The sequence below is a fragment of the Gordonia hirsuta DSM 44140 = NBRC 16056 genome, from assembly GCF_000333015.1.
Taxonomy (GTDB): Bacteria; Actinomycetota; Actinomycetes; order Mycobacteriales; family Mycobacteriaceae; genus Gordonia; species Gordonia hirsuta.
The window spans coordinates 25852-48392 of record NZ_BANT01000040.1 but is presented as its reverse complement, the minus strand read 5'-3'; the positions used below and the strand labels follow the sequence as shown (position 1 = coordinate 48392).

Sequence of the window (22541 nt, the reverse complement as noted above, 5' to 3'; positions counted from 1 at the left end):
CGAATAGTCAGCGCTGTTGGCCGGCACCCCGCCACCGCGCACCCGCGTGGCCCCCGAGCGGCGCACCCGCCTCGATCTCGCCGTGACCGCGGCGATCGTGGTGCTGGTGGTGGTCGCCGGGGTGCTGCTGTGGTGGACCGCGCCGGCACGCAGCACCGAACTGACCACCGCCGACGAGGAACCGTCGGCGCCCCTGCCCACCGAGTCGCTGCCGACCGAGCTGCACGAGCTGTGGCGGGCGCCCTCCCCGGCCACCGCGGTACCGGCGGTGGCCAGGGCCACCGTCCTCACCGGACACGAGGGCACCATGACCGGCCGCGACCCGCAGACCGGGCAGCCCCTGTGGCGCTACACCCGGACCGCACCGCTGTGCGCACTGGCCGCGGCCTGGCCCGGCGGTGAGAACGACGCTCTCGGGGTGTACCGCAACCGGCGCGGCTGCAGCGAGGTGACCGCGCTGAACGCCGGGACCGGTGCGCGCAAGGGCAACCGGACCTCCGACGCCGACTCCCGCATCGCCCTGTCCTACGACCGCTCCTATGCGCTGGCCGCCGGCGACACCCGGCTGGAGACCTGGGGCACCAATCTGGTGCGCGGGATCGAGTACGGGCGCATCGAGGCACCGGTGAATCCGGAGACCGCCCCCGACCGGCACGACTGCACCCTGCACTCGGCGATCTCCGGCGCCGACCGGGTCGCGGTGGTCGAACGCTGCAGCGGTGACACCGGCTACCGGCTGACCGTCCTGAGTAGCACCATGACCAGCGAAGAGAAGATCCGCCAGTGGGGGTCGGAGCTGATCACCGAGAGCACCGCGGCCGCCCCGCCGGCGGTCATCTCGGTCACCGACACCACCGTCACCGTCTACGACGGCGGCGGCGATCCCGGGTCGGGTCATCCCGGCCCGACCGTCCGGATGTTCGGGCACGACGCCCTGCAGCGCGCCGCCCGCTCGGTCAGCGGCGAGGTGACCCCGCCGCCGGGCAGCCGCCCGTTGACCGCCAGCGGTCTGACCACCTATTGGACCGGCCGGTCGACCCTGGTGCTCGACGCCAACTCCGGCCAGGCGCGGGTGCGGATCGAAGACACCATCGGCCCCGGTGAGGTCGCCACCGCGCTGATGATCCCGGTCCCCGGCGCCATCAGCCTGCGCGATCCGGTCAGCGGTGAAGAACTCCGGAAGCTGCCCGTCGACCGCGGCGACTACCGCGGCCTGGTGTCCCTGTCGGTGCTGGGCCCGTATGTGATCGAGCAGCGCGGCGACCAGATCGTCGTCCTGGGCCCCCGCGGCTGAGGCGGCACCGCGCCGGGCGCCCACCGCCTGGTTACCCGCACCTCCTGGTTACCCGCACCGCCTGGTTATACGCCCAGTTCGAATGTGCGCAGCGGTGCGCCGTTCCAGTACGACCACAGGTTCTGCGCGAGCTCGCGGTAGGCGGTCGCACCCTTGTTCTTGCGCCCACGCAGCACCGAGGCGCCCGAGGCCGAGGCCTCGGCGAAGCGCACGGTCCGCGGAATCGGCGGATCCAGCACCGGCAGGTCGTACCGGTCGGACACGTCCGAGAGCACGTCCCGGCTGTGCGTGGTGCGCGCATCGAACAGGGTGGCCACCGCTCCAAGCATCTTCAGCTCGGGGTTGGTGATCTGCTGGACCTCGGTGACGGTGCGCAGCAGCTGCCCGACGCCGCGGTGGGCCAGGGTCTCGCACTGCAGCGGAACCACCACCTCGTCGGCGGCGGTCAGGCCGTTGAGGGTGAGCACCCCCAGCGAAGGCGGGCAGTCCAGCAGAATCACATCGAAGTCCTGAGCCACCTCGGCCAGCGCCCGCTTGAGCGCGTATTCGCGTCCGGGCCGCATAAGCAGCAGCGCCTCGGCGCCGGCCAGGTCGATGGTCGCCGGCAGCAGCGTGATGTTGTCGTCGGTGTCCAGCAGCACATCGGCGATATCGTGCGCGCCCAGCAGCACGTCGTGCACCGATTTGGTGAGGGAATCGGGGTCGTGTCCCAGGGAGAAGGTCAGGCAGCCCTGCGGATCCAGGTCGACCACCAGCACCGAGACGTCCAGGTCGGCCAGTGCGGCACCGACGGAGGCGGTCGTGGTGGTCTTGGCCACGCCACCCTTCTGATTCGCGATGGCGAGTGTGCGCGTCATATCCCCACCCTAATGGGCCGCTCACCGGCGCCGCCGTTGCGGCGCGCCTAGTGAGGCCCGCGGCCGTATGTGCGGGGCCCGCCGTCCACAGTCACCGCGTCCAGGCGCTAGGCATCCGGGGGCAGCCCCTCGGCGGCCAGGTACTGCATCGAGACCGGCGCGAACAGCAGCCCGAGCACCAGCAGCGCCACCGCCAGCAGCGGAGCACCCAGCACCGGCAGGTGACTGTCGGTCAGCAGCGACCAGGCGACCGGAATCAGCAGGATCTGGGCGATCACCCCGATCGCCCGGCCCCAGCGCCGTCCGCGGTAGATCGCCAGACCGCCGGCCAGGACACCGCCGAAGATCAGCACGAACCACAGCGCGGTTCCGTAGCCGCTGATGAAGCTCTCCTGGTGTCCCCCGAGGGCGCGGATCACCAGGTAGATCGCCACGCCGATGCCGATCAGGCCTTCGCCGGTCACCACCCCGCCGGCAATACGCAGGGTCCGGGGCACCGCTGACAGGGCCTGGTCGGGGTCGGAAACGTTCACGGGGCACAGCCTATTGCCGATACCGTCACCGGTCACGTCCGGGTTCACGGGTAAGCTCACATCTCGTGCGCGTCATGCTGGTCACCAATCCGTTTGCCACCTTCACCACCCCGGCCGGCCGGGACACCCTGGCGAACACGCTGAGCGCCCGGTACGACGTCGACGTCGAGCACACCACCCACCGTGGTCACGCCGGCGAACTGGGTGCGCGGGCCGCCGCCGACGGCTACGACGCGGTGGTGGTGCACGGCGGTGACGGCACCGTCAACGAAGTGGTCAACGGCATGCTCGGCACGCCGGATTCGGTCCCGCGCGATCCGGCCTCGCTGCCGGCCCTGGGCGTGGTCCCCGGAGGCAGCGCCAACGTCTTCGCCCGCGCTCTGGGTATCGACCGCGACCCGATCGTGGCGACCGCCCAGCTCATCTCCCTGCTCGATGCCGGCAGTCGCCGCCCGATCAGCCTCGGGCACACGCTCAACCGCTGGTTTCTGTTCAACGCGGGCATGGGAATGGACGCGATCGTGGTGCGCCGGATGGAGGACAAGCGCCGGGCCGGCAAGCGCGCCACCGCGCAGCGTTACTTCTTCACCACCGTCAGTTCGTTCTTCTCCTCCTCGGTCACGTCGCCGGTGTTCACCGTGACAGTGCCCGACCGCGAACCGATCACCGGAGTGCGGTTCGGCTTCGTCAGCAATACCGGCCCATGGACCTATCTGGGCACCCGGCCGATCGCCACCAACCCGGGCACCGACTTCAACCACGGTCTGGGGGTGTTCGCCGCCACCAGCGTCGGCGTGATGCGCAACATCATGCTCGGTTCGCAACTGCTCAACGGGTCCGACGATCCCAAGGCCGCACACCTGTACCGCGACGACGACGTCGCCTGGGTCCGGTTCCGCAGCGAGGAGCCCGCCGACGTGCAGATGGACGGCGACTACCTGGGTCGCCACACCGCGATGGACTTCGGTTGCCGGCAGAATGTGCTGCATGTGGCCGCTCACACACCGGAGTCCCAGGCCTGAGACGACCATCACGCTTCTACACATAATGGCAGGTCAGACCGGTTCTACTGGCTGGTAAGCAGATATTCGCCGACTTGCCAACCCCCTGTGATGTATTCGGCAATCGCGAAATTACTCTAGCCAAAGCCGTGTGCAGGCTAGTACAACGGTTACAGACAGCAAAACAGCACCCCCCGGGTAGTCCCCACAGGATTACGTCTGATAGGTGAGGCACCTGCTGTTTCACAGCCCGTAGTGAACCCGCGAGCTCCAAGGCGCGCACCATCTGGTGCGCCTGGAGTCATGCCCGAAGGAGTAAGACATGGATTGGCGCCACAAAGCCATCTGCCGCGACGAAGACCCGGAACTGTTCTTCCCGGTGGGCACCAGCGGCCCGGCGATCGCTCAGGTAGCCGACGCCAAGCTGGTGTGCCAGCGCTGCCCGGTGACCGCCGAGTGCCTGGCCTGGGCACTGGAGACCGGTCAGGACGCCGGCGTCTGGGGCGGCATGAGCGAGGATGAGCGGCGCGCGCTCAAGCGTCGCAACGCCCGCACCCGTGCGCGCAGCATCGTCTGACCTCTTTCTCAGATTCGTCCGGCCCACGAGGCCGGTACGTCGCAAGACGCAGGAAGCCCGGCCGTTCTCTTCACGGCCGGGCTTCTCGCATCCCAGTCTCGGTCCCGGCCTCAGTGCAGGGGGACGTAGACGTCGACGCTCGTGCCCATCCCGTCGGGGCCGGGCCGGTACTCGATCCGCCCGCCCAGGTCGTTGGAGACCAGCGTGGACACGATCTGCAGGCCCAGACTGTTCGGCGACGCCGGGTCGATACCGGCCGGCAGTCCGACGCCGTTGTCGGTGATCCGCACGGTCAGCCCGCGCAGATCCCGCTGCCCGCCGACCACGATCGACGCGCCCTCGCGGTCGGCGGCAAAACCGTGTTCGATCGAATTCTGGATCACCTCGGCGAGCACCTGCACCAGCGGCATCGCCAGATCCGCGGGCAGCACCCCCAGTCGGCCGCCTCGGCGGACGGCGATCTGCGCTGCACCGCCCGAGGGAGCCCACACCTCGATCAGGGTGGGAACCAGCCGGTCCACCACCGCATCCAGATCGACCTCTTCGTCGACGCTGCCGGAGAGCATCTCGTGGACCAGCGCGATCGACGACACCCGACGCACCGCCTCGCCGAGAGCCGCCGCGGTCTCGGGGTTGTCGCTGCGCCGGGCCTGCAGCCGCAGCAGCGCCGAGACGCTCTGCAGATTGTTCTTGACCCGGTGGTGAATCTCCCGGATGGTGGCGTCCTTGCTGATCAGCGCCAGATCCCGGCGTTTCACTTCGGTGACGTCGCGGATCAGGACCACCGCACCGCGCCCGACTCCCCCGCTACGCAGCGGCACCACGCGCAGCAGCACGCTGGCCCGGCGCGCATCCAGTTCCATCCGCAACGGCAGCTCCTCCGGCATCGGCCCGGTCTCGTCGCCGCAGGCCGCCGCCAGCACCGCACCCACGTCGACGGCATCGAGCGGGTCGGCCAGCAGCCCGGCGATCAGATCGGCCAGGCGCACCGTTCCCAGTTCGGACTGCCACCCCATCCGGTGCACCGCCGACACCGCGTTCGGGCTGGCGTAGACCACCCGCCCGTCCCGGTCGAGCTGGATGAAACCGTCTCCGGCGCGCGGGGTGGACAGGCCCAGGGTGTTGGCCTCCTCCAGCGGGAAGGCGCCCTCGACCACCATCGTGCACAGCGCCTCGGCCGCCTCCCGGTAGGCCGACTCCAGCGGGGACGGGGGCAACTCGCCGCGCGCCGCCCCCGCCCGGGTCAGCACCGCGATCACCGCGCCGTCGACCACCACCGGCACCGCGATCGTCTCCACCGGCAAAGCACCGAGCTGTTGCCGAGCCGCTGCGCGCTCGATCCGCCCGCTGACGAAGGCCGCCTCCGCCGGCGCCCCGACGCCGGGTCCGCCGACCCCGTGCGTATCGCCCGCCGCATCGATCCGCCGGCCCACCTGGTCGTGCGGGAACAGTGTCGAGGCGGTGTTGGGCCGCACCTGGGCCACGTACACCAGCGCCCCGGTGGTCTCCCGGACCGCCAGCAGATAGTCCGCGAACGACAGGTCGGCGAGCAGTTGCCACTCGGCGACCAGCCGTTGCAGGTGCTGGCCGCAGCGGTCGGAGAGCCGGGTGTGTTCGGCGAGCAGATCGTGCAGGGTCGCCATCAGCGGCGATAGGTGGCCAGCACGTCTCCGGCCCGCACCTGATCACCGGCGACCACGGTCACCGTGTCCAGCACACCGTCGTACTCGGCCAGAACGGGGATCTCCATCTTCATCGAATCCAGCAGCAGCAACGTATCGCCGACGACGACGGGCTGACCCGGCCGCGCCGACACCTCCAGGACGGTAGCGACGATTTCGGCGACCACGTCTTCGATCATGGGCTCATGGTAGGGCATCGGATTACCGCTGATCGGTACGCGCGTGAGAGAATCGGCGATGAACTTATGCCTAGACGATGAGGAGGTCCGTCATGAGTAAGCGCGGACGCAAGCGGCGTGCACGTAAGAAGAACAAGGCCAACCACGGCAAGCGCCCGAACGCCTGATTCTTCGGCACTGCGCCAAGACTTCGGCCCGGCCCCCTTTTCGCAAAGGGAGCCGGGCCGAAATGCATCGGTGGTCCGGGCCTGACCGGCCCGGACAGTCAGTCGTTGTTCTCGATACGGATCGTGGTCTGCCGGACCACCACGGTGCGGCGGATCTCCACCCGCAGCCGGTCGGCCAGCCCGGCCGGTGCGGCCTCGGCGCACTTGCGGCGCAACAGCGCCTTCAGTTCGCGCTGCACGTCGTAATGCTCCAGGCAGGTCGGGCAGCGCTCCAGATGCAGCCGCAGCCGGGCGCGCGCGTCCAGGTCGCACTCGTTGTCCAGCAGCAGGAAGATATCGGCCAGGACGGCCGAACAGTCGAGCTGCTCGTCGTTGGTCGGGGTCAGATCGCCGGTGGTCATCGGCTCACCTCGCTCTTGGCGCGGCCGATACCGCGCTCGCGGGCCACATCGGCCAGCAGTTCGCGCAGTTGTTTGCGGCCGCGGTGCAGCCGCGACATCACGGTGCCGATGGGCGTATCCATGATCTCGGCGATCTCCTTGTAGGGCAGACCTTCGACGTCGGCGTAGTAGACCGCCATCCGGAAGTCCTCCGGCAGCTGCCCCAGGGCGTCCTTGATCTCGTTGTCGGGCAGCGCATCGAGAGCCTCCACCTCGGCCGACCGCAGTCCGGTCGAGGTGTGTTCGGCGCTGGCGGCCAGCTGCCAATCGGTGATCTCGTCGGTCGGATACTGCGCGGGCTGGCGCTGCTTCTTGCGGTAGGAGTTGATGTAGGTGTTGGTCAGGATGCGGTACATCCAGGCCTTCAGGTTGGTGCCGGCTTTGAACGACGAGAACGCCGTGAACGCCTTGATGTAGGTCTCCTGCACCAGGTCTTCGGCATCGGCCGGATTGCGCGTCATGCGCAGGGCCGCGCCGTACAGCTGATCCAGCAGTGGCAGCGCATCCCTTTCGAAACGGGCGGTGAGCTCCTCCGGAGTCTCCTCCGGGGTCGGCTCGGCTGGCGAATCGGCTGGCGACACCGCTATCCCTTCGCTGGTGATGTGCTCGACTAAGTCTAGCGAGCCGCGCAGCGCACCGTTGCGGGCCTCCCGTGGCAGGGTCTGGGCTTCCGCCATTGCTGAGCCACCTCTCCGTTTCGTTCCCTTCACCGATCCCAACAACCCCGGGCCCGGCGTTGTTCCATTCCGGCACCGATTCCTGCGGTCCGTCCAGGTGCCGAACGACGCCGTCTGCACCGGCCGCCGGTTGCGTGGGACAATCGAAGAATGTGCGGACGGTATGCGGTGACCACGGATCCGGTGAGACTCGCCGCCGAGATCGGGGCCCGCAACGAGGTCCCCGACGATGACGACCCGACACCGAACTACAACATCGCGCCGTCGACCACCGTGCTCACCGTCGTCGACCGGCACGAGGCCAATGATGTGCACCAGCCGATCGACCGGCGGGTCCGGGCCATGCGCTGGGGCCTGATTCCGCCGTGGTCCACCGAACCGGGCAGCGGGCCGCTGCTGTTCAACGCCCGGGCCGAGACCGCCCAGACCAAACCTGCCTTCCGCGCCGCCGCCGCGAACAAGCGCTGCCTGTTCCCGATGGACGGCTGGTACGAGTGGCGGACCGGACCTGCCGGCCCGGACGGTCGGCCGGTCAAGACCCCGTTCTACATGTCTGCGCGGGACGGCTCGCGCCTGTACATGGCCGGACTGTGGGGCGCCTGGCGATCCCCGCAGGCGCGGGCCGCCGGCGACGACACCGCGTGGATCTCCTCGGCGACGATGCTGACCACCGAGGCCGTCGGACCGCACCGGCAGATCCACGACCGCATGCCGTTGATCATGCCGGTGGAGCACTGGGCGGACTGGCTGGATCCGGACCGCCCGGCCGACCCCGCTCTGCTGGCTCCGCCCGACACCGTTCTGGCCGAGGCCATCGACATCCGGGAAGTATCCACCCTGGTGAACCGGGTCGCCAACAACGGCCCCCGACTGTTGGAGCCGATCTCATGAGCACCGCCCGCCCCGGACCCCTGCAGCGGATCGGCTACCTGCTGGGCCGACCCCTGCCGCCGCAGATGCAGGACTGGGTGGCCAACGACATCACCGGCAAGGGCAACTACCGCCGGTACCTGATCCGCGGTCTCATCCCGTTCCTGCCGATCATCATCGGCCTGTGCTTCCTGCCGGGTTCGTGGCTGCTCCGCGGCGGGATGGTCCTGATCCTGCTGATCCCGTACATCTACTTCCAGGTGGCGCTGGGCAGCATCTACCGTCGCCACCTGCTGCACAACAACGGTCTGGACCCGGCCCTGGCGACCAAGGTGAAGGTCATCCGGCTCTCGGAAGCCGAGGAGCTCTACCAGCGCACCCACCGTCCCGAACTGATGTCGTCGGCGCCGTACGACATCCCCGAACCGATCGGTCCCTACATCGTCGACGCGGCGGTGGTCGAGTCCCACGTCGTCGAATCACCGGTCCCCGACTCTCCGGCCGGTGCCGGATCGGAGGGCACCGAGTCGGCCGACGCACCGTCAGACGACACAGCGCCGAACCCGACCGATTCCGGCGAGCGCGGGGCCTACGGGCGGTAGCGCCCGGGCCGTCGCAATCATCAGGCCGTCGGGGCCGGTGCGGTGACCGGTTCGCTGACCGGCGCCGCGCGATAGGTGTAGTCCTCGAGCGGGAAGCTGCCCATCTCCCGCAGGGTCGACAGCGTCGAGCTGGGGCGCAACAGTGTCGCCTCCCCATGCTGGTTGAAGTAGTAGCTGCGCGAGCCGGTGCAGTCCCCGGCGTAGAACACCGACGAGTCCAGGGCCTTGGTGGAACGGTCCAGGTAGGCGGTGTTGGCCTCCTCGGTCACCTCGAAGGTGTCAGCCCCGCGCCGGCGCAACTCGCCGAACAGGCGAGCGATGTGCTTCATCTGGCCCTCGATGGTGGTGAAGTAGCTCAGGCCGCTGTACGAGTACGGGCTGTTCAGGCTCAGGAAGTTCGGCATCTTGGGCACCGCGATGCCCTCGTAGGCCTGGAACCGGCCCTCTCGCCACCATCGGCCCAGATCGCGGCCCTGGCGGCCGACGATCTGGAAGGCCGGGAAGTTGGTGTCCCACAGGTTGAATCCGGTGGCCAGCACCAGGGTGTCGACCGGGACCGAGGTGCCGTCGGCGCAGACGATCGCGTCGGCTTCCACGCGCTCGATCGGCGAGGTCTGCAGGGTCACATTCGGCTGGTTGAACACCCGGAAGTAGGTGTTGGAGAAGGTGGGCCGTTTGCAGCCGAAATCGTACGACGGCGTCAGCTTGCGGCGGGTCGCGGCATCGCGGACCTGCGCACGCAGGTGTGCTTTGGACAGCAGTGCGGCCAGTTTGTTGCCCGGTTTGGCCTGTTTGAAGTGCAGCACCCCGAAGACCATGAGCGCCTCGAGCGCCGCGGTGTTCACCAGGCGGGCCGCCTTCTGGGTCAGCGGCACCTTCTGGAACAGGGTCTGCACCGGCGCGGGGATGGCGAAATCGATCTTGGGCACCACCCAGATCGGCGTCCGCTGAAACACCGTCAGCGCTTTAGCCGTGCGGGCGATCTCGGGGATCAACTGCACCGCGGTGGCACCGGTGCCGATCACCGCGGCCCGCTTCCCGGCGAAGTCGTAGCCGTCTTCCCAGTCGGTGGTGTGGATGATCTTGCCGGCGAAGGTGTCCATGCCCGGAAAGTCCGGGGTGTGCGGCTGGGACAGGAACCCGGTCGCGGTCACCAGGTAGCGCGCGGTGCGCGAGCGGCCGTCGTCGGTGTGGACCGTCCAGTACTGCCCGTCGTCGTCCCATTCGGCGCGCTGCACGGCCACCCCGAACTCGATGTGCCGGCGCAGGTCGTACTTGTCGGCGACGTGCTCGGCATACTTCTTGAGTTCGGCGCCGGGTGCGAACAGGCGCGACCAGTGCGGGTTCGGCTCGAACGAGTACGAGTACGTCACCGAGGCGATGTCCACGGCCAGGCCCGGATAGTGGTTGACATGCCAGGTGCCGCCCAGATCGTCCTCGCGTTCGAGGATCGCCAGATCGGTCATGCCCTGACGCGTGAACTCGATGCCCGCGCCCAGACCGCCGAAGCCGGCGCCGACGATCACCACCTCGTGGTCCAGGGTCGTTGCCCCCATGACAGCCGCCTTCCTGTGTCTGTTACTCAGGTTGACGGTAACCGATCGCAGCGCCGCCGTCACGCACGGCGACGACCCGCCCCGTCGGCGGGATGCCCTTCGGTGCTCGCCGGATCAGGCGTGCTTCTTGGAACTGAGGAGGTTGATCAGCCAGAGCAGGATGCAGGCACCGCCCAGGCAGGTGAGGAAACTGAAGAAGAGCCCTCCGCCCTCGACATCCACACCGAAGATCGCCAGCAGGAAGCCACCGACGATGCCGGCGCCGATGTTCTTCCAGATGCCCATCTGGTCGTCCTGCTTCATGATCTTCGAGGCCACCCAGCCGGCGAGGCCGCCGATGATGATCCAGCCGATGATGCCCAGTGACAGCATGTTGGTCCTCTCGATTCGATGTACGTCGTGTGTCTACCGTACGCGGGTACCCGGCCGGTCTCCGGCCGTAACCTGAAGATTCCCGGGCCGTAGGCTGCTCGGTATGGCTCTTCGTATCCTCGCCGCCGACTACGGCGACCCCGAGGCGGTTCTGCAGATCGTCGACCAGCCGGTGCCCGAACCCGACGACGGCGACGTGGTGGTCCGGGTGCGCTCGGCCGGCGTGAACCCGTTCGACGCCAAGCAGGTCCGCGGCCTGGTCGGCGCCGACCCGGCGAAACTGCCGCTGTCGATCGGCGGCGAGGCCGCCGGAGTGGTGCACGCCGCCGGCGCCTCGTCGGGCTTCCGCCCGGGCGAGGAGGTGGTGGTGTACCCGGCGACGGGCGCCTTCGCCGAGTTCCTCGTGGCGCCGGCGGCCCACGTTCACCGCAAGCCCGCGGACCTGGGCTTCAACGAGGCCTCCGCACTGCTGCTGGCCGGTGTCACCGCCGCCGACATCCTGGCCACCCTCGAGCTGACCGCCGACGATGTGCTGCTGGTACACGGTGGCGCGGGAGCGGTCGGCTCGATCGTCGTCTCGCGCGCTGTGACCGCCGGTGCGACCGTGATCGCGACGGCCTCCCCAGCCAATCACGTTCACCTGCGCTCGCTGGGCGCGGTGCCGGTCGCCTACGACGGCGATCTGCTCGCCGCCGTGCGTACGGCGATGCCGTCACCGGTCACGGCGGTGGCCGACACCGTCGGCACCGATCAGGCGATCGACGTCTCGCTGGCCCTGGTGCCGGCCGACCGGATCGTGAGCATCGCCGCGTGGGGGCTGACCGGCGAGGGCATCACGATGGTCGACGGCAGCACCCCCGCCTCCCGCCGGAACCGGCGCGAGGCCATCGCTGGCCTGCTCGACGATGCGGCGGCAGGGCGGCTGGCCGTCGAGATCGGCGGGACCTTCCCGCTGCAGGACACCGCTGCGGCCCTGTCCGCCCTCGGCGGGCACCGTCCGCGCGGAAAACTCATCATTCATCCGTGAGCTGCGAGCGCGCTTGGCTCGAGCAGTCAGCGTCCAAGACAGGGGCCGTGTCCTCGCGTGAGCAGTCCTGTGGCCGGGCGCCCGGCACTGCCGCGGAATCGCCGCAGTGCCGGACGCCGCTCAATAACGCTCACGCGGGAACTCTGTGATCGTAAGGTAGGCGGCACGGCCGCCCCCGGAAGCACTGAACGTCGCAGACTGCCGGCACCTGACGCGCACCGACGCCGCACATTCCCGCGACAGACCGAAAGCACAGGCCCCGACATGATTCGTCGTTCCGACGGAGGATCGCTGGTTCAAGCCGTCATCGTGATTGCCATCGTGACCATCCTGGTCATCCGCGCCTATCTCGCCGCCACCGGCTACCCACAGATCGGCGGAAAAACCCTGCACATCGCCCACGCCCTGTGGGGCGGTGCGGCGATGATCATCGCGATCATCGTGCTGCTGTCATTCGCCGGGCGCCGTGCCCGCGCGCTGGCAGTACTGCTGGGCGGCATCGGGTTCGGTCTGTTCTTGGACGAGGTCGGCAAATTCGTCACTAAGACCAACGACTATTTCTTCGCGCCGGCGGTGTCGATCATGTACGTGGTTCTGGTGGTTCTGCTGCTGGTGAACCGGGCGATCCAAGACACCCGGCGCAGCTCCCCGCAGGGCGAACTGAGTGAAGCGCTGATTCGCACCGCCGAAGCCGTCGTCGGCGGTGCCACCGCGGCCGAACGCCAGGACATCCGGGGCCTGTTGAACTCGGCTGTCGCCGGCGGTGCCGATCCGGCCACGGTCGACGAGGTCTCTCGGGTCCTGGAGGGTGCCCCCGAAGATCCGCCCAGCGCCGCCGACCGGCTGCGGGCACGGCTGCTGCCCGGCGACCTCGAGGCCAAGTTCGGCCGGCACACGACGCAGGCAGCCGCCTGGTTACTGACCGCGTTCAGCCTGGCCGGCCTGATCTCGGCCTCGGTCACCATCGCCGAGGATCTCGACGCCGGAACCGGAATCGCGGTCTCGGCCATCGGCCGGTTCGGCGGGTCGACATTGGCCTTCGTGCTGTGTGTGGCGGCTCTGTTCCTGCATGGCCGGAACCCGCACTCGCTGCGACCATTGCGCATGCTGCGGGCCGCCGCACTGGTGACGATGCTGCTCACCGAGGTCTTCGACTTCGTCGCCGAACAGTTCGGTGCGCTGATCAACGTCGCAATCGGTCTGGCGGCGCTGGCGGTCTTCAGCTATCGCATCAATTTCCTGACCCGGCGAACGCGGCCCGCTGTCAGCGAGTCCGATCCGGCCGCGGCCGTCGACCCGTCCGTAACGGTCAGTCGGACGAGAACGCTTTGATCACGGTGAAGGCGCCGATCACCACCAGCGCCGCCACCAGCAGCCAGAGCGCGGCCTTGACCAGTGCCGAGGCGATGGACAGCAGGATCAGGGCGCCGATCACGACCGCCAGGATCTTCCAGAACGAGGTCCCTGAGGACTGTGTGTTCCACGAATTCTGATTCGTCATGCCTCCACCGTGCCCGAGCCGTGCCCTGCTGTCATCGGCGGCGGCCACAACTCCGGGAGGAAATCGGGGTAGTCCCCCATCGGCGCACCTAGGCTGGAGACCATGACTTCCGTACCCCAGCTTCTGCTCAACAACGGGCGCACCATCCCGCAGCTCGGCTTCGGCGTCTTCCAGATCGAACCGGCCGCGACCAAGGCCGCCGTCCTGGCCGCGCTGGAGGTCGGCTACCGGCACATCGACACCGCGCAGATGTACGGCAACGAACGCGAGGTCGGTGCGGCGATCGCCGAGTCGGGGATCGCTCGCGAGGAGATCTTCGTGACCAGCAAACTCAACAACAACGCTCATGCATCGGACGCTGCTCGGGCGGCCACCGCGCGGTCGGTCGAGGCGCTCGGCGGGCCGATGGACCTGTACCTGGTGCACTGGCCGATGCCCAGGTTCGACGACTACGTGGACACCTGGCGGCTGATGGAAGAGTTCGCGGCGGCCGGAGCGACCCGCTCCATCGGCGTCTCCAATTTCCAGATCCCGCACTTGGAGCGGATCCTGGCCGAGACCTCGACGGTGCCGGCGGTCAACCAGATCGAGGTACACCCGTACCTGCGGCAGGACCGGCTGCGCGCCTTCGACACCGAACACCAGATCCTCACCCAGGCCTGGTCGCCGATCAGCCAGGGCCAGGTGCTCGACGATCCGGTGCTGCTCGCCCTGGCGGCCGAGACCGGCCGCACCGTGGCCCAGGTGGTCCTGCGCTGGCACATCCAGCGCGGCGACATCGTCTTCCCCAAATCCGTCGACCCGGTCCGCATGGCCGAGAACTTCGACATCTTCGACTTCCAGCTCACCGACCACCAGATGTCCCTGATCGACGGGCTGAACAAGGACCGTCGCCGCGGCCCCGATCCCGACGAATTCCACTGGATCCCCGACTGACCAGCCCGCACCACACCCGGGTCCGGCCGCCCGGCACCGGCCACCCCCGCCGGTACGGCGCCTAGGATCGGCTCCATGGAATTCTCCCGCCGCGCACACGCGGTCACGCCGTTCTATGCGATGGAGTACGGTCGGCGTGCCGCCGAGCTGGAGGCGGCCGGCACCCACGTGGTCAAGCTGAACATCGGTGAACCCGACTTCGGTGCACCGCCGGCGTTCTTGTCGGAGATCCGCCGCATCTCCGATGGCCGGCCGATGCCGTACACCAGCGCGCTGGGGACGCCGCAGCTGCGCGAGGCGATCGCGGGGTTCTCCACCGACCGGCTCGGCGCCCCGATCGATCCGCGGCGGGTGATCGTGACCACCGGTGCCTCGGCGGCGCTGCTGCTGGCATGTGCGGCACTGATCGATCCGGGCGACGAGGTGCTGGTCGCCGATCCGTCGTATCCGTGCAACCGGCGTTTCGCCGAGAGTTTCGGCGCACAGGTCCGGCTGCTGCCCACCGGCCCGAACCGGCGTTTCCAGCTCGATGCCCAGACCGCGGCGGCCGCCTGGACAGACCGCACCCGCGGGGTGATGACCGCGTCACCGGCCAACCCGACCGGCACATCACTGCCGTACGAGCAGCTGCTCGCGCTGAGTTCGGCCGTCGCCGACCGCGGCGGCTGGCGCATCATCGACGAGATCTATCTCGGGCTGGCCGATGACGCCCCCGACGGCAGCCCGCCGAAATCGATCGCCGCCGACGATCCCGGCGCCATCGTGGTCAACAGCTTCTCCAAGTACTTCGGGATGACCGGCTGGCGGCTGGGCTGGATGGTGATTCCCGAACAGATGATCCCGGTCGCCGAGAAGCTGGCCCAGAACTACTACATCTGCCCGCCCACGCCGGCGCAGGTGGCCGCGCTGACCTGCTTCACCCCCGAGACCATCGCCGTGGCGCAGGAGCGCCGCGCCGTCCTGCGCCGGCGCCGCGAGCTGGTGCTCGACGGGCTGGCGCAGATCCCGTCGCTGCGCGTTCCCGTCGCCCCCGACGGAGCCTTCTACATCTATCTGGACGTCTCCGGCACCGGGATGAGCGCCACCGAGTTCTGCGACCAGGCCCTGGCCCGGGCGCACGTGGCCATGACCCCGGGCAAGGATTTCGGCGACGCCGACGCCGAACGCTATGTGCGGCTGTCGTATGCCACCGGCGAGCAGGAGCTGCAGACCGGGCTGGAGCGACTCGGGCAGTTCCTGGCCTGACCGTCCCTACCGCGGGGTGGCCGCCGGGAGCACCGGCGGTGTGGCTTTCGGGTAGTGCGGCAGCACCTTCTGTTCGGCCTGCAGCGACTGCGGAGAGATCCGCAGGTGCCGGCCGGTGACCTTGCGGTAGATCGCCTCGACCGCGAAGCTGCCCACCAGCACCACGATCAGGGTGATCCAGGTGCTCGCCGGACTCGAGGTGATCGAGTAGTAGAGCAGAAGCGCGAACAGCACCAGGTTCAGCACCACCGCGGTCACCAGCAGCCAGGCCTTGGCCTCGGTCTCCTTGCGCACCCGCAGGTGCCCCAGGCTGACTGCACCGTAGACGATCAGGAAGGCCAGCGACGCCATCTGGCCGACCGACGCCAGCGGGAAGAAGACGACGAACAGGCAGGTCAGCAGTGCCGCGCCGAACAGCCCCCAGGTGCCGCTGCGCCAGACGCCGCGGGCGAAGTCACTGGGCAACTCACCGTTCTTGGCGACCGTGAACGCCAGGTTCGCATCGCCGTACAGGGTCGCGTTGACCCCCGAGGCCGTCGCCAGCAGCGCGGCCGCACTGATCACGATGAAGCCGACCTCGCCCAGGACCGCCCGGCCGGCGTCGGACAGCACGTGTCCGGCGTTCGCATCGACGTCGTGCAGAGACATCACCATCACGATCATCAGGGCGACGACCACGTACACCACGATCACGATGGCCAGCGCCTGGTACATGGCCCGCGGCAGCTGCTTCTTGGGGTTGGCCATATCCCCGGCGGAGTTGGTCACCACCCCGAAGCCCTCGTAGGTGACGTACAGCAGACCGGCCGCGAACAGGATGCCGATCAGCCCGTCGCCGCCGTGCTGGCTGGTGAAGTTCCCGGGTTCGGCCTTGAACGAGGCGGCGACCACGAAGCCGATGATGATCGCCAACTCGATGGCGATCACCACCATCTCGGAGGTGCCGACCAGTTTGGATCCGATCACGTTCACACCCATCAGCACCACGACCAAGCCCACCCCGATGGCCTTGCCGACCCAGGCGTCGGTCTCCCACGGGAGCAGATGCTGCACGTATCCGGAGAAACCGCTGGCGTACAGCGCCATCGCGATGATCCAGCCGACGAACTGGAAGACGTTCAGGCCGCCGGCCACGATACCGTCGCCGAAGCAGCGGATCAGGAACTCGGCGGCACCGCCGCGGCTGGGATAGCGCGCACCGAGTTTGGCGTAGGAGTACACGCTGAACAGCGACACCAGACCGCCGACCAGGAACGCCACCGCGATCCAGACACCCGCCGACTCGGCCGCCAGCCCGACCAGGGTGTACAGACCCGCACCCATCATGCCGCCGACACCGATGGCGGTCGCGGCCGTCACCCCGATCGAGCCCCGCGCCCGCTTCTGCTGTTCCCCCACTGTTCCTCCCCTGCCTGACAGAAGTGCTCCGTAGATTACTCAGGCCGCCGGTGAATCCGGTCCAGTCGACGCACAAACTCGACCTGCGCGGGGTTCAGCTTCACGGCCGCCTCGGCTGCGGTGAACCACTGCGCCCGGTCCACCTCCGGGAAGGTCGCCGACCGCCCCGAACGCGGCGGCCACTGCATATGAAAGGTGTTGCTGCGCAACGCTGCCGGATCGAACTCGCCTTCCACCGCGAAGCCGGTGACCTGTTTGCCGCTGCGCAGCCGGACCGAGCCGAGTTCGAGCGCCTGGCCCGCGGGCGCAGGCGCGCCGGTCTCCTCGGCGAACTCCCGGCGCGCCGCCGTCAGCGGATCCTCTCCGGCCGTGATGATCCCCTTCGGGATCGACCACGCCCCGGTGTCCTTGTGCCGCCAGAACGGTCCGCCCGGATGCACCAGCAGCACCCGCAGCCCGTCGCCGCGGCCGCGGTAGAGCAGGATTCCGGCACTGTGCTCGACCATGCTCTCGAGAATCCCACGCCCGAGTGAAAATTCTATTCCCTCGAGAATCCGTGGCCGGGAGAATCTCGGCTCGCAGCGCCGGTCGCGGTGCCCAGACCAGCACCGGCGGGCCCGGACCCCGCACGTGAGAGACTGGACGCATGACTGCTTGGCCCGCTCCGCCCGCTTCTGGACCCGTCGACGCCGTGGTGGAGTTGCCCGGCTCCAAGTCGATCACCAACCGCGCGCTGGTCCTGGCCGCCCTGGCCGAGGGACCGTCCCGGATCACCGGCACCCTACGCAGCCGCGACACCGATCTGATGCTCGACGCGCTGGCCGCATTGGGTACCGGAATCGCCTACTCGGCCACCGACCCGACCGAGGTGACCGTCACCCCGGCGCCGCTGCACGGCGCCGAGATCGACTGCGGTCTGGCCGGCACCCTGATGCGGTTCCTTCCCGCCGTCGCCGCCCTGGCGCAGGGGCGGGTGCGTTTCGACGGTGACCCCCAGGCCCGCACCCGCCCGATGGGCATCGTGCTCGACGCTCTGCGCACCCTGGGCGCCCAGATCGACGGCGACGCCCTCCCCTTCACGGTGCACGGTACCGGCGCGGTCGACGGCGGTCCGGTCACCGTCGATGCCTCGGCCAGTTCCCAGTTCGTCTCCGGGCTGCTGCTCTCGGCGGCCCGGTTCACCGCCGGAGCCCAGATCACCCATGCCGGCCGGCCGGTGCCGTCCATGCCGCACATCGAGATGACCGTGGACATGCTGGCCGTCGCCGGTGTCCCGGTCGCTACCGCCACCGACCGCACCGGCGCCGTCACCTCCTGGTCGGTGTCCCCGGGGCCGATCCGCGCGGTCGACTGGGCCATCGAACCGGATCTGAGCAACGCTGCGGCCTTCCTAGCCGCCGCGGCGATCACCGGAGGAACCGTCCGGGTGCCGCGCTGGCCGGACCAGACCACGCAGCCGGGTGCCCAGATCGTCTCGATCCTGGAGGCGCTGGGCTGCCGGACCGGACGCTCGGGCGACGGTCTGCTGACGGTGACCGGGCCGCCGCGGCTGCAGGCCGTCGATCTGGATCTGAGCGCCGTGGGCGAGCTGACACCGACGGTGGCCGCCCTGTGCACGGTCGCCGACGGCACCTCGACGCTGTCGGGTATCGCGCATCTGCGCGGGCACGAGACCGACCGGTTGGCCGCGCTGACCACCGAGATCACCCGGCTCGGCGGCACCTGCACCGAGACCGACGACGGGCTGGTGATCACCGGCCGCCGACCCGCCGACCTGACCGGGGCCACCTGGCGCTCCTACGCCGACCACCGGATGGCCACCGCCGGTGCCGCCCTGGGGCTGGTGGTGGCCGGGACGGCGATCGAGAACGTCGAGACCACCGGTAAGACCATGCCCGACTTCCCTGCCATGTGGACGGCGATGGTCGACGGCGCCGCCGGCCCCGGGGCGTCGGCACGGTGAGCCGCATCGCGCGGTCGTACGACGAATCCGATGTCCGGATCCGCCCGGGCAAAGGCACTCGTCCGCGCACCAAGAAGCGCCCGGCCCACGACGACGCGCAGACCGCGATGGTCGTCTCGGTGGATCGCGGGCGCTGGGGCTGTGTGATCGGCGGCGACCCCGACCGGCGTGTCACCGCCATGCGGGCGCGGGAGCTGGGCCGCACTCCGGTGGTGGTCGGCGACCAGGTGGCGGTGGTCGGCGACCTCAGCGGCCGGCCGGACACCCTGGCCCGGATCGTGCGGGTCGACGAGCGCAGCACCGTGCTGCGCCGCACCGCCGACGACACCGATCCCTATGAACGCATCGTCGTGGCCAACGCCGATCAGCTGCTGATCGTCACCGCCCTGGCCGATCCGCCGCCGCGCACCGGCTTCGTCGAGCGCGCGCTGGCCGCGGCCTATGCCGGCGGCCTGACCCCCATCCTGTGTCTGACCAAATCCGATCTGGCCGATCCCGCCGGCTTCGCCGCACATTTCGCCGACCTGGATCTGCCGGTCCTGATCGCCGGGCGCGACGATCCGCTGGACCGGTTGCAGCAGGTGCTCGACGGCCATCTGACCGCCCTGATCGGGCATTCCGGCGTCGGTAAGTCCACGCTGGTCAATCGCCTGGTGCCCGACGCCGACCGCGCCGTCGGGCGGGTCTCGGGAATCGGGAAGGGCCGGCACACCTCCACCCAGTCGGTGGCGCTGCCGCTGCCCAGCGCACCCGGCGACCCCGACGGACCGACCTCGTGGGTGGTCGACACCCCCGGTATCCGGTCTTTCGGATTGGCCCACGTGACCCCCGACGAGATCATCGACGCCTTCGGGGATCTGCGCGCGGCCATCGACGGCTGCACGCGCGGCTGCACGCATCTGGGTCCGCCCGCCGACCCCGAGTGCGCACTGGACGGGCTCACCGGTGATTCGTACCGGCGGGCCATGGCGGTACGGGAGCTGCTGGCCGCCGTCCGCGACACCGGCCCGGCCGACACCGAACCCGAGACCGCCAACCCCGACGCGCTGGGCTGACCCCGGCCGCGGCCTACTGCAGGCGCCGGGCGCGCAGCGCCCGGGACAGCCGGCGTTCCTTCATCCGCACCAGCGCGGTGCGCAGGCCGGGCGCCCGCTCCCCGAGCCGGTCGAAGCGCCGCTCCGAGGTGGTCTCGGGTGCGTCGTCGACGCCGTCGGACAGGAATCGATCCGGCAGCGCCAGCTTATTGATGGTGCGCAGGGTCCGCAGGTACTGCATGGTGAAACCGCCGGTGTTGTACGGCAGGTCGTACTTGTCGCACAGTTCGCGCACGCTCTCGGAGACCTCGGCGAGCCGGTTGCTCGGCAGATCCGGGTAGAGGTGATGCTCGATCTGGTAGCAGAGGTTGCCGCTCATGAACGCCAGCGCCGGACCTGCCTCGAAGTTGGCGGTGCCCAGCATCTGCCGCAGGTACCACTGGCCCTGCGTCTCGTCCTCGAGCGTCTCCACGGTGAACTTCTCGGCGCCGTCGGGGAAATGCCCGCAGAAGATCACCGCATAGGCCCACACGTTGCGGGTCAGATTCGCGGTGGCGTTGGCGGCCAGCGTCGTCGTCGCACCGCGCAGGGAACGCTGGGCCACCCCGGAGACGGCCGGGAACAGCACATAGTCTTTGCCCAGTTGACGGGCTGCCTTCGCGAGGAACAGTTTGACCTCGGGAATGCCCTCCTCGCGCGGGCGGGTGCCCTTGATGATCCCGGCCAGGTCCAGATCGTGCAGGGCGATGCCCCACTCGAAGGTGGCCGCCAGGAGCAGGTTCTGCAGCGGCTGGAACAGATTCTTCACCCGCCACGGCTGGTCACGGGTCACCCGCAGCACCTTGTACCCGACATCGTGATCCATATCGATCACGTTGGTGTACTTGTGGTGGATGTAGTTGTGCGAGTGCTTCCAGTGCGGGGACGCGCACACCATGTCCCACTCCCACGAGGTCGAGTGGATCTCGGGGTCGTTCATCCAGTCCCACTGCCCGTGCATCACATTGTGCCCGAGCTCCATGTTCTCGATGATCTTCGACAACGCCAACCAGACGGTTCCGGCCAGCCACAGCGATCGGCGGTTGCTGCCCAGCAGCGCCAGGCGCCCCAGGACCTCCAATCCACGCTGGGCAGCGATGGTGCGACGCAGGTAGCGGACATCACGCATACCCAGATCGGACTCAACCCGGCGGCGCAGCACGTCGAGCTCTACACCGAGTGCCTCGACGTCCGCATCACTGAGATGCGCGTACTCGTTGATATCCGAAATCGCCATTACGGTCCATTATGCCCGGGCATCGCTCCCCAGACGATTTCAGGCCGCGGAACGATCGCGCGAGGACGCCGGCAACGGCGCCACACCGCGGCGGCGGTCCCGCAGTCGGCGCAGCGCGGACTTGAGTCCGCGGCGACGGCCGGTGCGCGGATCGACGGTGCCCACCAGCTGCTGCGTGGGCTCGTCCTTGAACCGCAGTTCCGAAGCCGTCTCGGGTGCGTCATGGCTGGTCGCGGTCAGATACTTGTCCGGCAGCGACAGTTTGGCGATGGTGCGCCAGGACTTGGCGTACTGCAGCGGGAACGAGCCGGTGGTGTACGGCAGATCGTATTCGTCGCAGATCGCCTGCACCCGGACCGAGATCTCGGCCAGCCGGTTGCTCGGCAGGTCGGGGAACAGGTGGTGCTCGATCTGGTAGCTCAGGTTGCCGCTCATGAAGGCCAGCACCGGACCGGACCGGAAGTTGGCGCTGCCGAGCATCTGCCGCAGGTACCACTGGCCCTGCGTCTCGTCCTGCATGTCCCGCTTGGTGAACTTCTCGGCCCCGTCGGGGAAGTGTCCGCAGAAGATCACCGCATTGGTCCAGATGTTCCGGATCACGTTCGCGGTCGCGTTAGCGGTCAGCGCCTTGCGCCAGCCGGTGACCGAACGGGTGGCGCCCCCGGCCAGCGCCGGATAGACGACGTAGTCCTTGGCGGCCTGCCGGCCGATCTTGCGGCCGACATCGCGCAGGGCCTGCTGGAACTCGAGCTGCTCGGCTTCGGTCTTGCGTTTGCGGCCCAGCTCCAGGTGCTGGGCGGCCACACCGTACTCGAAGCCGAGCATCAGCAGCGTGTTCCACACCAGATTGCCCAGGTAGAACGGCCGCCACCGCTGGTCGCGGGTCACCCGCAGCAGACCGTAGCCCACATCGTCGTCCATGCCCAGGACATTGGTGTACTTGTGGTGGACAAAGTTGTGCTGGTGCTTCCAGTGCGCACTCGGACCGGCGTTGTCCCACTCCCACGAGGTCGAATGCGTCTCGGGATCGTTCATCCAGTCCCACTGCCCGTGCATCACGTTGTGCCCGAGCTCCATGTTCTCGATGATCTTGGCGACGCCGAGCGTGCCGGCACCGGCCCACCACAGCGAACGCTTCTGCGAACCGAAGATCAGGGTGCGACCGGCCAGTTCCAGTCCGCGCTGCAGACGGACCGTATTGCGCAGATAGCGGGCGTCCCGTTCGCCACGATCGGCCTCGATATCGGCCCGGATCTGATCGAGTTCGACGGCGATGGCCGCCACGTCCTCATCGCTGAGGTGTGCGTACTCGGGAATGTCTTTGATCGCCACCGGCGCTCCTTCACCTACGTTT

25 protein-coding genes are annotated in these 22541 nt (G+C 68.9%); 12 read left to right on the top strand and 13 right to left on the bottom strand.

All coding sequences use genetic code 11. The annotated features are described in order from the left end of the window. The first annotated feature begins 16 nt into the window (after positions 1–16). A complete protein-coding gene (locus GOHSU_RS13200) occupies positions 17–1294 on the top strand; it encodes an Rv3212 family protein (protein ID WP_005942635.1) in 1278 nt (425 codons plus the stop codon). 65 nt (positions 1295–1359) lie between these two features. Here the strand turns inward: GOHSU_RS13200 and GOHSU_RS13195 are convergent, their stop codons facing one another. Then, positions 1360–2151: a ParA family protein gene (locus GOHSU_RS13195; protein WP_005942633.1), complete on the bottom strand. Its 792-nt coding sequence runs from the start codon at positions 2149–2151 to the stop codon at positions 1360–1362. Between the two features lie 107 nt (positions 2152–2258). Continuing rightward, the gene (locus GOHSU_RS13190) at positions 2259–2684 is read right to left on the bottom strand and encodes a membrane protein (RefSeq protein WP_024332971.1); all 426 of its coding nucleotides are present in this window, start codon (positions 2682–2684) and stop codon (positions 2259–2261) included. Between the two features lie 65 nt (positions 2685–2749). Between GOHSU_RS13190 and GOHSU_RS13185 the strand changes: the two genes are divergently transcribed. Both GOHSU_RS13185 and GOHSU_RS13180 read left to right on the top strand, forming a co-directional pair. Beyond that, positions 2750–3706, top strand: a complete 957-nt coding sequence (locus GOHSU_RS13185; protein ID WP_005942628.1) for a diacylglycerol/lipid kinase family protein — start codon at positions 2750–2752, stop codon at positions 3704–3706. 301 nt (positions 3707–4007) lie between these two features. Then, complete coding sequence (locus tag GOHSU_RS13180) at positions 4008–4262, top strand: WhiB family transcriptional regulator (RefSeq protein WP_005942626.1); 255 nt, start codon at positions 4008–4010, stop codon at positions 4260–4262. Between the two features lie 110 nt (positions 4263–4372). Here the strand turns inward: GOHSU_RS13180 and GOHSU_RS13175 are convergent, their stop codons facing one another. Together GOHSU_RS13175 and GOHSU_RS13170 are read right to left on the bottom strand one after the other, a co-directional pair. Then, positions 4373–5905, bottom strand: a complete 1533-nt coding sequence (locus GOHSU_RS13175) for a sensor histidine kinase (RefSeq protein ID WP_005942624.1) — start codon at positions 5903–5905, stop codon at positions 4373–4375. Next, a complete protein-coding gene (locus GOHSU_RS13170) occupies positions 5905–6123 on the bottom strand; it encodes a biotin/lipoyl-binding carrier protein (protein ID WP_024332970.1) in 219 nt (72 codons plus the stop codon). The genes GOHSU_RS13175 and GOHSU_RS13170 overlap by 1 nt, the downstream gene beginning before the upstream one ends. 92 nt (positions 6124–6215) lie before the next feature. Between GOHSU_RS13170 and GOHSU_RS17420 the strand changes: the two genes are divergently transcribed. Further along, positions 6216–6290 carry a 50S ribosomal protein bL37 gene (locus tag GOHSU_RS17420; protein ID WP_428829743.1) on the top strand — a complete coding sequence of 25 codons (75 nt, stop codon included), beginning with the start codon at positions 6216–6218 and terminating at the stop codon, positions 6288–6290. A gap of 98 nt (positions 6291–6388) precedes the next feature. Here GOHSU_RS17420 and rsrA read toward each other — a convergent pair whose 3' ends face one another. Next, on the bottom strand, positions 6389–6691 hold the full coding sequence (gene rsrA, locus GOHSU_RS13165; protein ID WP_005942620.1) for a mycothiol system anti-sigma-R factor: 303 nt from the start codon (positions 6689–6691) through the stop codon (positions 6389–6391). Beyond that, positions 6688–7407, bottom strand: a complete 720-nt coding sequence (locus GOHSU_RS13160) for a sigma-70 family RNA polymerase sigma factor (protein WP_005942616.1) — start codon at positions 7405–7407, stop codon at positions 6688–6690. The genes rsrA and GOHSU_RS13160 overlap by 4 nt, the downstream gene beginning before the upstream one ends. A gap of 150 nt (positions 7408–7557) precedes the next feature. Here GOHSU_RS13160 and GOHSU_RS13155 point away from each other — a divergent pair, with 150 nt between their 5' ends. Together GOHSU_RS13155 and GOHSU_RS16930 are read left to right on the top strand one after the other, a co-directional pair. Next, entirely contained in the window at positions 7558–8298 is a 741-nt protein-coding gene (locus GOHSU_RS13155) for an SOS response-associated peptidase (protein WP_005942613.1), read from the top strand. Continuing rightward, complete coding sequence (locus GOHSU_RS16930; protein ID WP_005942610.1) at positions 8295–8879, top strand: DUF5313 family protein; 585 nt, start codon at positions 8295–8297, stop codon at positions 8877–8879. The genes GOHSU_RS13155 and GOHSU_RS16930 overlap by 4 nt, the downstream gene beginning before the upstream one ends. 20 nt (positions 8880–8899) lie before the next feature. Here the strand turns inward: GOHSU_RS16930 and GOHSU_RS13145 are convergent, their stop codons facing one another. Both GOHSU_RS13145 and GOHSU_RS13140 read right to left on the bottom strand, forming a co-directional pair. Then, complete coding sequence (locus GOHSU_RS13145; protein WP_005942606.1) at positions 8900–10435, bottom strand: flavin-containing monooxygenase; 1536 nt, start codon at positions 10433–10435, stop codon at positions 8900–8902. 114 nt (positions 10436–10549) lie between these two features. Next, positions 10550–10807, bottom strand: coding sequence for a GlsB/YeaQ/YmgE family stress response membrane protein (locus tag GOHSU_RS13140; protein ID WP_005942603.1), 258 nt, complete (start codon positions 10805–10807; stop codon positions 10550–10552). Between the two features lie 103 nt (positions 10808–10910). On the opposite strand from GOHSU_RS13140, the gene GOHSU_RS13135 reads away from it, so the two are divergent. Both GOHSU_RS13135 and GOHSU_RS13130 read left to right on the top strand, forming a co-directional pair. Next, on the top strand, positions 10911–11834 hold the full coding sequence (locus tag GOHSU_RS13135; RefSeq protein ID WP_005942599.1) for an NADP-dependent oxidoreductase: 924 nt from the start codon (positions 10911–10913) through the stop codon (positions 11832–11834). Positions 11835–12143: 309 nt separating this feature from the next. Then, positions 12144–13166: a hypothetical protein gene (locus GOHSU_RS13130; protein ID WP_245551749.1), complete on the top strand. Its 1023-nt coding sequence runs from the start codon at positions 12144–12146 to the stop codon at positions 13164–13166. On the opposite strand, the gene GOHSU_RS13125 is transcribed toward GOHSU_RS13130, so the two are convergent. Then, positions 13144–13335 (bottom strand): hypothetical protein, encoded by a 192-nt coding sequence (locus GOHSU_RS13125; RefSeq protein WP_005942593.1) that lies wholly within the window; start codon positions 13333–13335, stop codon positions 13144–13146. The two genes, GOHSU_RS13130 and GOHSU_RS13125, sit on opposite strands and share 23 nt — an antisense overlap. Positions 13336–13437: 102 nt before the next feature. Here GOHSU_RS13125 and GOHSU_RS13120 point away from each other — a divergent pair, with 102 nt between their 5' ends. Both GOHSU_RS13120 and GOHSU_RS13115 read left to right on the top strand, forming a co-directional pair. Then, positions 13438–14271: an aldo/keto reductase gene (locus tag GOHSU_RS13120; protein ID WP_005942590.1), complete on the top strand. Its 834-nt coding sequence runs from the start codon at positions 13438–13440 to the stop codon at positions 14269–14271. A gap of 75 nt (positions 14272–14346) precedes the next feature. Beyond that, positions 14347–15516 carry an aminotransferase class I/II-fold pyridoxal phosphate-dependent enzyme gene (locus GOHSU_RS13115; RefSeq protein WP_005942587.1) on the top strand — a complete coding sequence of 390 codons (1170 nt, stop codon included), beginning with the start codon at positions 14347–14349 and terminating at the stop codon, positions 15514–15516. Positions 15517–15522: 6 nt separating this feature from the next. On the opposite strand, the gene GOHSU_RS13110 is transcribed toward GOHSU_RS13115, so the two are convergent. Beyond that, positions 15523–16914, bottom strand: coding sequence for an APC family permease (locus tag GOHSU_RS13110; RefSeq protein ID WP_005942584.1), 1392 nt, complete (start codon positions 16912–16914; stop codon positions 15523–15525). Between the two features lie 35 nt (positions 16915–16949). Next, a complete protein-coding gene (locus GOHSU_RS13105) occupies positions 16950–17420 on the bottom strand; it encodes an NUDIX hydrolase (RefSeq protein WP_005942580.1) in 471 nt (156 codons plus the stop codon). Between the two features lie 140 nt (positions 17421–17560). On the opposite strand from GOHSU_RS13105, the gene aroA reads away from it, so the two are divergent. After that, complete coding sequence (gene aroA / locus GOHSU_RS13100; protein ID WP_005942577.1) at positions 17561–18877, top strand: 3-phosphoshikimate 1-carboxyvinyltransferase; 1317 nt, start codon at positions 17561–17563, stop codon at positions 18875–18877. After that, positions 18874–19932, top strand: a complete 1059-nt coding sequence (rsgA, locus tag GOHSU_RS13095) for a ribosome small subunit-dependent GTPase A (RefSeq protein ID WP_005942574.1) — start codon at positions 18874–18876, stop codon at positions 19930–19932. Before aroA ends, rsgA begins: the two co-directional genes overlap by 4 nt. A gap of 13 nt (positions 19933–19945) precedes the next feature. Here the strand turns inward: rsgA and GOHSU_RS13090 are convergent, their stop codons facing one another. Both GOHSU_RS13090 and GOHSU_RS13085 read right to left on the bottom strand, forming a co-directional pair. Continuing rightward, positions 19946–21187 (bottom strand): fatty acid desaturase family protein, encoded by a 1242-nt coding sequence (locus GOHSU_RS13090; protein WP_005942571.1) that lies wholly within the window; start codon positions 21185–21187, stop codon positions 19946–19948. A gap of 39 nt (positions 21188–21226) precedes the next feature. Continuing rightward, positions 21227–22519 (bottom strand): fatty acid desaturase family protein, encoded by a 1293-nt coding sequence (locus tag GOHSU_RS13085; protein WP_005942568.1) that lies wholly within the window; start codon positions 22517–22519, stop codon positions 21227–21229. Positions 22520–22541 lie beyond the last annotated feature (22 nt).

Coding starts and splice junctions, on each gene's coding strand:
- GOHSU_RS13195 (WP_005942633.1), bottom strand. CDS start 2,151: ATGACGCGCACACTCGCCATCGCGAATCAGAAGGGTGGCGTGGCCAAG.
- GOHSU_RS13180 (WP_005942626.1), top strand. CDS start 4,008: ATGGATTGGCGCCACAAAGCCATCTGCCGCGACGAAGACCCGGAACTG.
- GOHSU_RS13175 (WP_005942624.1), bottom strand. CDS start 5,905: ATGGCGACCCTGCACGATCTGCTCGCCGAACACACCCGGCTCTCCGAC.
- GOHSU_RS13170 (WP_024332970.1), bottom strand. CDS start 6,123: ATGATCGAAGACGTGGTCGCCGAAATCGTCGCTACCGTCCTGGAGGTG.
- rsrA (WP_005942620.1), bottom strand. CDS start 6,691: ATGACCACCGGCGATCTGACCCCGACCAACGACGAGCAGCTCGACTGT.
- GOHSU_RS13160 (WP_005942616.1), bottom strand. CDS start 7,407: ATGGCGGAAGCCCAGACCCTGCCACGGGAGGCCCGCAACGGTGCGCTG.
- GOHSU_RS13155 (WP_005942613.1), top strand. CDS start 7,558: ATGTGCGGACGGTATGCGGTGACCACGGATCCGGTGAGACTCGCCGCC.
- GOHSU_RS16930 (WP_005942610.1), top strand. CDS start 8,295: ATGAGCACCGCCCGCCCCGGACCCCTGCAGCGGATCGGCTACCTGCTG.
- GOHSU_RS13145 (WP_005942606.1), bottom strand. CDS start 10,435: ATGGGGGCAACGACCCTGGACCACGAGGTGGTGATCGTCGGCGCCGGC.
- GOHSU_RS13140 (WP_005942603.1), bottom strand. CDS start 10,807: ATGCTGTCACTGGGCATCATCGGCTGGATCATCATCGGCGGCCTCGCC.
- GOHSU_RS13135 (WP_005942599.1), top strand. CDS start 10,911: ATGGCTCTTCGTATCCTCGCCGCCGACTACGGCGACCCCGAGGCGGTT.
- GOHSU_RS13125 (WP_005942593.1), bottom strand. CDS start 13,335: ATGACGAATCAGAATTCGTGGAACACACAGTCCTCAGGGACCTCGTTC.
- GOHSU_RS13120 (WP_005942590.1), top strand. CDS start 13,438: ATGACTTCCGTACCCCAGCTTCTGCTCAACAACGGGCGCACCATCCCG.
- GOHSU_RS13115 (WP_005942587.1), top strand. CDS start 14,347: ATGGAATTCTCCCGCCGCGCACACGCGGTCACGCCGTTCTATGCGATG.
- GOHSU_RS13105 (WP_005942580.1), bottom strand. CDS start 17,420: ATGGTCGAGCACAGTGCCGGAATCCTGCTCTACCGCGGCCGCGGCGAC.
- aroA (WP_005942577.1), top strand. CDS start 17,561: ATGACTGCTTGGCCCGCTCCGCCCGCTTCTGGACCCGTCGACGCCGTG.
- GOHSU_RS13090 (WP_005942571.1), bottom strand. CDS start 21,187: ATGGCGATTTCGGATATCAACGAGTACGCGCATCTCAGTGATGCGGAC.